Annotated in this window: 11 protein-coding genes; all 11 read left to right on the top strand. The window is 43.6% G+C overall.

The annotated features are described in order from the left end of the window. The first annotated feature begins 10 nt into the window (after positions 1-10). Positions 11-1,669, top strand: a complete 1,659-nt coding sequence (locus AC1YY3_RS12490) for a minor capsid protein (RefSeq protein WP_482194536.1) — start codon at positions 11-13, stop codon at positions 1,667-1,669. After that, positions 1,669-1,899, top strand: coding sequence for a hypothetical protein (locus tag AC1YY3_RS12485; RefSeq protein ID WP_482194535.1), 231 nt, complete (start codon positions 1,669-1,671; stop codon positions 1,897-1,899). The genes AC1YY3_RS12490 and AC1YY3_RS12485 overlap by 1 nt, the downstream gene beginning before the upstream one ends. A 134-nt stretch (positions 1,900-2,033) precedes the next feature. Then, a complete protein-coding gene (locus AC1YY3_RS12480; protein WP_482194534.1) occupies positions 2,034-2,648 on the top strand; it encodes a hypothetical protein in 615 nt (204 codons plus the stop codon). A 13-nt stretch (positions 2,649-2,661) separates the two neighbouring features. Next, positions 2,662-3,804: a major capsid protein gene (locus tag AC1YY3_RS12475; protein ID WP_482194533.1), complete on the top strand. Its 1,143-nt coding sequence runs from the start codon at positions 2,662-2,664 to the stop codon at positions 3,802-3,804. A gap of 66 nt (positions 3,805-3,870) precedes the next feature. Further along, entirely contained in the window at positions 3,871-4,386 is a 516-nt protein-coding gene (locus AC1YY3_RS12470; protein ID WP_482194532.1) for a DnaT-like ssDNA-binding protein, read from the top strand. Continuing rightward, positions 4,383-4,736 carry a hypothetical protein gene (locus AC1YY3_RS12465; protein WP_482194531.1) on the top strand — a complete coding sequence of 118 codons (354 nt, stop codon included), beginning with the start codon at positions 4,383-4,385 and terminating at the stop codon, positions 4,734-4,736. The genes AC1YY3_RS12470 and AC1YY3_RS12465 overlap by 4 nt, the downstream gene beginning before the upstream one ends. After that, a complete protein-coding gene (locus tag AC1YY3_RS12460; RefSeq protein WP_482194530.1) occupies positions 4,733-5,179 on the top strand; it encodes a hypothetical protein in 447 nt (148 codons plus the stop codon). The genes AC1YY3_RS12465 and AC1YY3_RS12460 overlap by 4 nt, the downstream gene beginning before the upstream one ends. After that, on the top strand, positions 5,176-5,580 hold the full coding sequence (locus tag AC1YY3_RS12455) for a DUF4128 domain-containing protein (protein ID WP_482194529.1): 405 nt from the start codon (positions 5,176-5,178) through the stop codon (positions 5,578-5,580). The genes AC1YY3_RS12460 and AC1YY3_RS12455 overlap by 4 nt, the downstream gene beginning before the upstream one ends. A gap of 60 nt (positions 5,581-5,640) precedes the next feature. Continuing rightward, positions 5,641-6,834, top strand: coding sequence for a phage tail tube protein (locus tag AC1YY3_RS12450; RefSeq protein ID WP_482194528.1), 1,194 nt, complete (start codon positions 5,641-5,643; stop codon positions 6,832-6,834). A gap of 87 nt (positions 6,835-6,921) precedes the next feature. Continuing rightward, complete coding sequence (locus tag AC1YY3_RS12445) at positions 6,922-7,326, top strand: hypothetical protein (RefSeq protein ID WP_482194527.1); 405 nt, start codon at positions 6,922-6,924, stop codon at positions 7,324-7,326. 125 nt (positions 7,327-7,451) lie between these two features. After that, positions 7,452-7,655, top strand: a complete 204-nt coding sequence (locus AC1YY3_RS12440; RefSeq protein WP_482194526.1) for a phage tail assembly chaperone — start codon at positions 7,452-7,454, stop codon at positions 7,653-7,655. Positions 7,656-7,808: the final 153 nt, after the last annotated feature.

Below are 7,808 nucleotides of genomic sequence, written 5' to 3'. Positions count from 1 at the left end.
TAGGTAAACAATGAGCGTCAATGAAGCACTTTTAAATAAAGAGATAGCTCATGCTATTGACGTTTTGGGATATAGCAATGGTGTATCGCGTAAAATGGTCAAGTTGCTTAACCAAGCAGACGAGGACTTATTTGCAAAATTAACGCTTGAGCTAGAAAAGGTAACGCCTAGCCCTGAAAAATTAAGCAGAATAAATGCCTTATTAAAATCAGTTAATAATATCAACCACAATGCTTATGGCAATCTTGCCGACTCGCTTGAGAGCGAGCTGCAGGGCTTCACCGAAGCAGAGCTTGTTTATCAAGAGGGCTTACTCAATAGCGTTCAGCCAGTAAAGCTTTTGCCTATTTCGCATGAAGCTGTTTATGCAGCCGCTATGGCTGCGCCCTTTCAGGGTAGGTTTTTAAGCGAGTTTTTGGCAGGAATGTCGCTACAAAAGGCTACATTAATTCGTGATGCTGTGCGTATAGGCTTTATTGAAAGCCAAACTACTGGTGAGATTGTTAGAAAAATTAGAGGCACAAAAGCCTTAAATTATACTGACGGCTTAATTAATATTACGCGGCATAATGCAGAGTCGGTTGTTATCACCGCAATTGCTCACACCGCCAATGTAGCTCAAACGGCTTTGTACGAAGCTAATGAGGGCGTGCTTAAGGGCTATCGCTACACCGCTACGCTAGACACGCGGACTACAGAATTGTGCGCTAGTAGAGATGGCAATTTTTACAAAATAGGCAAGCCGCGCCCTGCTCTTCCAGCCCATATTAGATGTCGTAGCAGATATGTGGCAGTTGTTAAGTCATTTAAAGAGCTTGGGCTAGATGTTGAATTGCCCGAAGGCACAAGAGCATCAATGGATGGGCAAGTGCCAGCCAAAACAACCTATCAGCAATGGCTTAAAAAGCAATCAGTCGCAAGACAGAATGAGGTTTTAGGTGTGGCTAAAGCCAAGATATTTAGAGAAGGCAATTTGCCGCTTGATAAGTTTGTTAGCCCTACTGGTCATGTCTATACGCTAGACCAGTTGAAAGTTCGTAATGTTAAACAGTATTACATAGGCGAAAGCCTTGTTTCAAATGATTTGCTTCAATTGCCAGCAGCCTCGCGCAATACTTTGCGAGCTATGTATGAAGTGGCGGCTAAAAACAAGGATGGGTTTGATGCTGATGTTGCAAAATTAGCCGAGTCAGTTGGCGCGGTTGCTCAAACAGCCAGACTTAAAGGAACAGCAAGGACAGTTGAGAAAATTATTGACGATTACGATGGCGACCCCACAAAAGTAAAAGATTTGCTTCGCGCAACGATTGAGGTTAAGAGCTTGAGTGAGGTTGAAAATGTGATTGCGAAAACGCAAGCGAAATATGGTACTTTGGTTAAATTGAGGAATTGGCTGCAAGAGGGCTCACCCTCTAGCTACGGCTATCGTGATGTGAATATGGTTGTCAACAATCAGGGTGGTATGGCAGAAATTCAGATAAACCTAAGCCAAATTTTAGAGGTAAAGCATATTGCCCATAAAGATTATAAAGTTGCGCGAAAGCTAAAAGCGGCGAGAAAAAATAGACCGCTTTATGTAGAGGAGCTGGTGGCATTAAAAAATGCCGAAAACAATATGGAATTAGTGTATAATAAGGTGTGGGAACAAGTCTTAAAAGGGCAAAGATAATGGATATAAAAACATTAATTAGCCAAATCCACGAAAACGCCACATTTGAAATGGGTTTGGATGGTGATAACCAGCTAATCGTGTTTGACGCTGGCGGTGGTTTACCAAGAATAACCGCATGGGATAAAAACGGCTATTATAAACACGCTTATGGGGACATTGACGATTATGCGCCTATCACTAGGGCTTATTTTATGGAAACAGTCATAAATAAGCCCCCTCTTGATTAAATTTAAAAATAGGGCGTATAATATTTTTTAGGGCGAGATTTGTTAGCTGTGCTGACATATCTTGATATGCGGCTGTGCCGCGAAGCAATGAGCCTGTGGCTTAAATTAACGGCTGTGCCGTAAAGGGGTATCAAATGAAGTTAGAGGAATTAACACAAGTTAAGCTAGACGATTTTTTAAGTAAATTTGAGGCAGTAGAGGAAAGCAACAGGGGGCTTAAGGCTGATTTAGTTAAGCTTAAAGCTAGAGCTAAAGGTGGTGATATAGACCCTGAGGATTATGCTAATCTACAAACTCAAGTTTCAGAGTTATCTAGTAAACTGGAAAGCGAAGGCAAGTTAGGCAAAAAAGAAGTGGAACGGCTATCGGGATTGATTAAAGAAAAAGATAGCGCACTTACCACTTATTTGTTGGATGCCAATTTAACTGACTCGCTTGCTAAAAGCAAAGTTAAGACCGAACTCATGGATGCTGCGAAGGCATTGCTGAAAATGCAAGCCACAATCAAGGTGGACAACGGTATTTACCAAGCCATGATTGGTGATAAAGTGCTAGGCGACTTTGTTAAAGAATGGGCTACAAGCGAAACAGGAAAGCATTTTGTAGCTGCTGATATTAACCTAGGCGGTGGCGCGCAAGGCGGTAACACAAATTCTCAAACCAAGATTATGTCTAGGTCTGACTTTGATGCAAAAACACAGTTCGAGAGAGCCACGTTAGTCAAGGACGGATATAGACTGGTCGAATAGACAAGGACTATATATGGCTAACATTTTAACCAACCTAGCTGCCGATTTATACAAAGCAGCCGACACAGTAGGTCGTGAACTTACTGGCATTACATCCTCTGTCACCATTAATGGTGATGGCTCTGAACGTGTTGCTCTAAACGGCACAATTCGCTCACATTTTACAAGAGCAGTTAGCGCGGTTGACAACACACCATCTATGACTGTGCCTGAAGGCGCAGACCAAACTGTTGATAGTAAAACGCTTACTATTAATAAATCTCGCGGAGTTCAAATACCTTGGACTGGCGAGGATATTAAACACGCTAACAATGGTTCAGGTTATGAAACCATTTATGGCGACCAAATCAAACAAGCAATCCGCACATTAACTGACGAAATTGAAGCTGACTTAGCGATTGCAGCTTATCAAGGTGCTTCACGCGCTTATGGTACGGCTGGCACAACTCCGTTTGGTTCTAACTTCAATGATGTTGCTGAAGTGCGTAAAATCTTAGTTGATAACGGCTGCCCAATGTCTGACATTACAATGGTGTTGAACACTACGGCTGGCGCACAATTACGCAATCTGGCTCAATTGCAAAAAGCTAATGAAGCTGGTAACGACAAATTGCTACGCAATGGTGTCTTATTAGATTTACAAGGCATGATGCTTAAAGAGTCAGGCAAAATTCAAGCACCATCTAGCGGAACTGGTTCAGGTTATTTAGTGAACGCTGGCGGTGGTTATGCAATTGGCGCAACTGCTATTACAGTTGACACAGGTTCAGGCACAGTCTTAGCTGGTGATGTAGTTACTTTTGCTGGCGACACCAACAAATATGTTGTGGGCACAGCTTTAGCTGCCAACGTGGTTACTTTGGCTGCAACTGGCTTACGCAAAGCGGTTGCTGACAATGCGGCTATGACAGTCGTGGGTGCTTCAACTCGTAACGTAATATTCCAAAAATCCGCTTTAGAGTTAGCTATTCGCGCACCAGCAATGCCTGACGGTGGCGATAGCGCGGTGGATGCAATGACAGTACAAGACCCATATTCAGGTCTAGTGTACGAAGTTCGTGCTTACAAAGGCTTCCAAAAAGCAATGTTTAACGTTTCTGCTGCATGGGGCGTTAAAATGTGGAAACCTGACTTCGCGGCTGTTTTATTGGGTTAAGTAGCTCAAGTGGAAAGGCTCTTAGCGGGGCTTTTCTGCTGGTGTTACTCAACTCTAAGGACTGCCATGAGCTTAATCGTTGAAAACGGAACTGGATTAGTTAATGCCGAAAGCTATGTCGGTGTTGCAGATACTGACGCTTACCACTCTAATCGCGGCAATACCGCATGGGCAGCGTTATCAACAGCCGTTAAAGAGCAATCGCTTCGCAAGGCTACTGACTACATTGAGCAAGTTTATCGCTTGCGCTTTATCGGTTATCGCCATACAGAAACACAGGCGTTAAGCTTCCCGCGAGACGAGATACCGCGCAAAGATTTTACCTACCTCAACCAATTCTCTTTTTATGCTAACAATATCGTGCCAGCCGAAGTTGCTAATGCTTGCGCTGATTTAGCCTTGCGCGCGTCAACGGCTGACTTATCGCCTGACGTAACAAGGCTTGCTACAAGCGAAAAGGTGGGTGCTTTAGAGGTTACTTGGGACAATACTAAACAGCCTTATACTAAATACCGCGCAATTGATAATTTGCTTGCGCCCTTTTTAAGCAGCTCGTTCAACCGCGAGGTTGTTCGCAAATGAATTATGCAGCTCTAAAGGCTACAGCGCGCAGCTTATTAACTGGCTTTGGTCAGTCTATGACGCTAACAAAGTACCTAGTTGGCACTTATGATGCTACTACTGGCGAAAATAGCTCTACCAGCAGCGCAACCACAGATAAAGGGGTTATCTTGCCCTATGGGGATGGTTTAAAAGCCGCGCAAGATAGCTTAATTAAAGCAGACGACCAGCAAGTATTTATTCAAATGGCAGTTGTGCCGAGTGTTGCAGACAGGCTTACTGTGGGCGCAGCGGTTTATGATGTTGTGGGCGTTAAAGCAATTGAACCTGCTGGTGTCAATGTGCTTTATGAATTGCAGGTGCGTAAATGATTGGGGCTGATGCTAATTCATTAACTTTTGACCTAAATAGGATTATGGGCAAAACAAAAGCTAATGCAGCGAATGTTGCTAAAGCTCTTGCCTTAGAATTAGAGCAGCGCGTTGTTAAAATGAGCCCTGTAGATACTGGCAGATTAAAAGGGAATTGGAATGTTGGCATTAATTCGCCTAATTTAGCTGAATATCCGCCCGATAAAACGGGTGCTGAGCCTCATGCGCGGGCTTTGGGCGCGTTATCTAAGCTCAAGGTAGGGGATGCTATTTGGATAACCAATAATTTGCCTTATACGCCCATGCTGGAATATGGGCTTTATGGGGACGGACTCAAAACAATTAATGGGTATTCAAGACAAGCCCCGCATGGGTTCATTAGAGTAACCTACCAAACTGTAATGAGTGCTTTTGAAAATATAGCGCGCAAGGTGGTAAAATGAGCTTAATAAAAATAAGCGCAGCGTTTGAAAAGAAACTGGCTACGATTGCCAGCAATATAGATACTGCTTATGAAAATGTAACTTACACGCCAGTTGAGGGTGTACCATTTCAGCGCGTGAGAATTTTACCAGCACCGCCCGAAAATCCAACTATAGGTGGCGCGTACTACAGAGAAGTTGGTTTTTTTGAAGTGATGTTGTTTTATCCGCTTAACAAGGGCAGAGGAACTGCTCATGCAAAAGCGGAAGCACTAAAGAGCCATTTTAGTCGCGGGTTATCCATGACTGAAAGTGGCTTGGTTGTAAAAGTAATGACGACACCTACTGTTGGAACGGCTGTGCAGACGGATAAGCATTATGTTCTGCCCATATCTATTAACTATTATGCGGAAGTGTTGTAAGCCCTAACAGGCAGTAATTATCGCCCTTAAGGGCTTATATTTGAAAGGAAAGGAAACAAAATGGCATCTGCACAAGGTATCAATAAGCACATAGCTTACAAAAAAGAAACGACATGGGGAACCAAAGCTACGGCAAGCAGCCCAAGCGGGATTTTGCTTCGCCGCGTAACTGGTTCATTTCAACTTGAAAAAGACACATACGCATCAAGCGAGATTTTAGGTTCTCAACAAGTTCGCGATATGCGTCATGGCACACGCAAGTCTAGCGGCTCAATATCAGGCGAGTTATCAGGCAATGCCTACGAGGACTTTATGGCGGCAGCATTGCGTCAAGACTTCGCGGCTGGCTCTACAACTGGCTCGGTTATCACTATTTCAGCAACCTCAACTACTTATGTACGTTCAGGCGGCAGTTTTGTAACTGACGGCTTTAATGTGGGTGATGTGGTCAATGTAACTGGCTTCACTACGGCTGGCAATAATGGCTTGTCATTGATTACGGCTATGTCTGCGACAGTTCTAACTGTTTCAGCTTTAGCTGGGCAAACCAAAGGTACGGAAGCGGCTGGCAACTCTGTAACAGTATTAGGCAAAGGTAAAAAAACCTATGTACCTGCAACTGGACACACAGACGACAGCTTTACGTTTGAGGAATGGTATAGTGATATTGAGTCTAGCCGCACATTCTTAGGTCAACAAGTTGACACAATGGGGCTGTCATTACAGCCTAATTCATTGGCAACAGTTGACTTTGGCTTTGTTGGTAAAGATGGCGAAGCAGCTACTGGTACACGCTATTTCACTTCACCTACCGCAATTACAGCCGAAGGCATTTATTCTGCACCTGACGGCTATTTATTTATTGATGGCGTAGCGAATGGCGTTGTTACCAGTTTGACTATTAACGTAGCGAATAACATTACACAAGAGGCGGTAATTGGCTCAAATGCGATTGGTGCTAAATCACGCGGCAAAGTATCAGTTACAGTTGATGGCTCTGCGATATTCCAAAACAACACCATTTTAAATTACTTCAATGCAGAAACCGAAGTGAGCTTAACTTATGTGTTAATGAGTTCAGACAAAACTAACGCGTTCAGTATTCATTTACCTCGCGTTAAATTTGGTTCGTCATCTACTGATGATGGCGAAAAAGTCGTGATTGTTTCGTTTTCAGGAACAGCTCTTGAGTACACAGGCAGCGCAGTTGGTGTTGAACCAACAACGGTGCAAATTCAGGACACAACTTTATAACAGTTTAGCCATGACTAGCTTGCGCGAAAAGGCAGCTGCCCTCTGCCCTGTCATTGGCTATCTTAAGGGCGCAAAAGGGCTATTGATATGACAAAGCAAGTAGATATAACCGCCTTTAATGCGGTAAAAGAAGCTGAAATTGCCATGACGTTGTCTATGAAAACAACTGATGGGCAAGATACAGGTGTGGTATTTTTAGTGCTAGGTCGGTACGCAGAGCCAGTACAAAAATGGTCAAAGCGTATTTTTGCCGAGTACCAGCGCGAGAATGATATTGCAAAACGTAAAGGCAAAGAGGCAGCATCTAAGTCTATTGACGAGTTGCGCGAGCAAAACATTGAGGGCGCAATGGTGCGCGTTACTGGCTGGCAAGGTGTTAAGCAAGAGTATTCAAAAGACATTTTGAAGCTTGCTTTTGAAGCTAATCCGCATTGGGTGGATGCTGTTATTGAGGAAAGCGATAACGCTGCAAATTTCACGAAAGCCTTGTAGCGGAGCTAGTTGAATACTGCAAGGCAGAATTTGCGCTTAATCGGCTATCAGGCGATAAAAAGCACACAGTTCGAGAGCATTATATTTCAGCAGGTGTACCCCATGAGGAATGGGGCATACCGCCAATGCCCGAAAGTCTTTTTTATATTTGGGATTGGTTTATTAAATTGCACAATACAAGGCAGTCGGGGATGGCTGCCTCACCCATAAGCTATCAAGAGATGTTAGCGTTTAGCCTCTTGTATGAAATTAAAATGCACGAATGGGAGTTAGATTTGCTAAAATTGCTGGACAGAGTGGCTCTAACGGAATTGCAAAAGGATAAATAAATGGCAGTTGATATACTCAATTTAGGCTTTCGCGTTGATACTGCTCAAGTCAAAACTGCATCTAAAGATTTAGACGCACTAAGCAATTCCGCAAAAAAAGCAGGTGGCTCATTAGAAACGCTTGAAAAAGACGCTCAAAAGACAGCCAAAGGC

The sequence above is a fragment of the Methyloglobulus sp. genome, from assembly GCF_964779595.1.
The sequence above is the reverse complement of the archived record's forward strand: the minus strand, read 5'-3'. Positions and strand labels throughout refer to the sequence as shown.